We start from the raw sequence: 1,113 nt of genomic DNA on the forward strand, positions 1-1,113 counted from the left end.
CGCGCATCCCCGTCCACATCCGACGCCATCGCCTCCAACACCGACCGGTACATCCCACCCAACCGATCCAAATGCTCCCGGCTCATGACATCCGTCGCGCTGAACAGGCTGAACCGCCCGTTTCGGGCGATCACGTTGAGCCCGAACTCGTTGGTGGTACTTCCCTTGGTGCCGGAGACGTCCACGCTGTCGGTGTCGACCTGGTGGAAGTCGAGGAACTCGAACAGAACGCTCAACAGATCACCGCTGCCGCCCGCAGCACGCTGGATGGCGGGCAGCGGATAGCGGCGGCGCGCCCAGATCTCGGTCTCCTGCCGGTAGACCTGCTCCACCAGCTCACGCCACGTCCGCGCCCCCTTCACAGCGGGGAAGGGCAGGGTGTTGAGGTGCATGCCCAGCACTCGATCGGCGCCCGGTGCTTCGAGACGGCCGTGGTAGACCACGCCGGTGTGGAAGGCGTCCTCCGCCGTCAGCATGCCCAGCACCTTCAGATGCGCCGCCAACAGCACACTCTTCAGCGAGGTCCGCGCCTCGGTGGCGAGCCTGCGCAGCCCTTCCTCCAGGTCCGCGAAGGGCGCATGGGCGCGGAGGGATTCTTGAGGACCCTCCGCAGCGGCCCAGTTGGCCGGGATCCGGACAGGGCCCTGCTGATCCACGACGTCCTGCCAGAAGGACTGGTCACCGGCGTCGGCGAGCGAGGCCTGTTCGGCGGCGATGAAGTCGGCGTACCGCACAGCCGGCACCTCGTACGCAGCCGGCTCTCGCCCGTCGCGCACACTGCGGTAGACGTCCAGCAGTTCCATCAACAGGGTGTGGTAGCTCCACCCCTCCGTAATGGCGTGGATATGAGTGAACGTCAGGCGCCACGCCTCGTCCGACTCCAGGTGCACGGCGATCCGCACCAGTGGCGCAGCTGTGAGCTCGAAGCCGGCGGATTGTTCGGCAGCGGCGAAGCCGAGGGCGAGTTCCTCCTGCGCCTCCGGTGAGAGCGCCCGCATGTCATGGACGGCAAGAGGCGCCTCGACGCGGCCGTGCACCAGCTGCAGCGGCTGGGAGAACCCGTCCAGATGCATCGAGGTCCGCAGGATGTCGTGCCGGGCCACCACCGCCTCG

General features: G+C 67.7%; 1 protein-coding gene. It reads right to left on the minus strand.

Annotation, left to right across the window (positions count from 1 at the left end):
* A partial coding sequence (locus ACFWBB_RS42635; RefSeq protein WP_385284715.1) for a condensation domain-containing protein occupies positions 1–1,113 on the minus strand: 1,113 nt, incomplete at both ends.

The organism is Streptomyces sp. NPDC060000 (genome assembly GCF_042737375.1).
Taxonomy (GTDB): domain Bacteria; phylum Actinomycetota; class Actinomycetes; order Streptomycetales; family Streptomycetaceae; genus Streptomyces.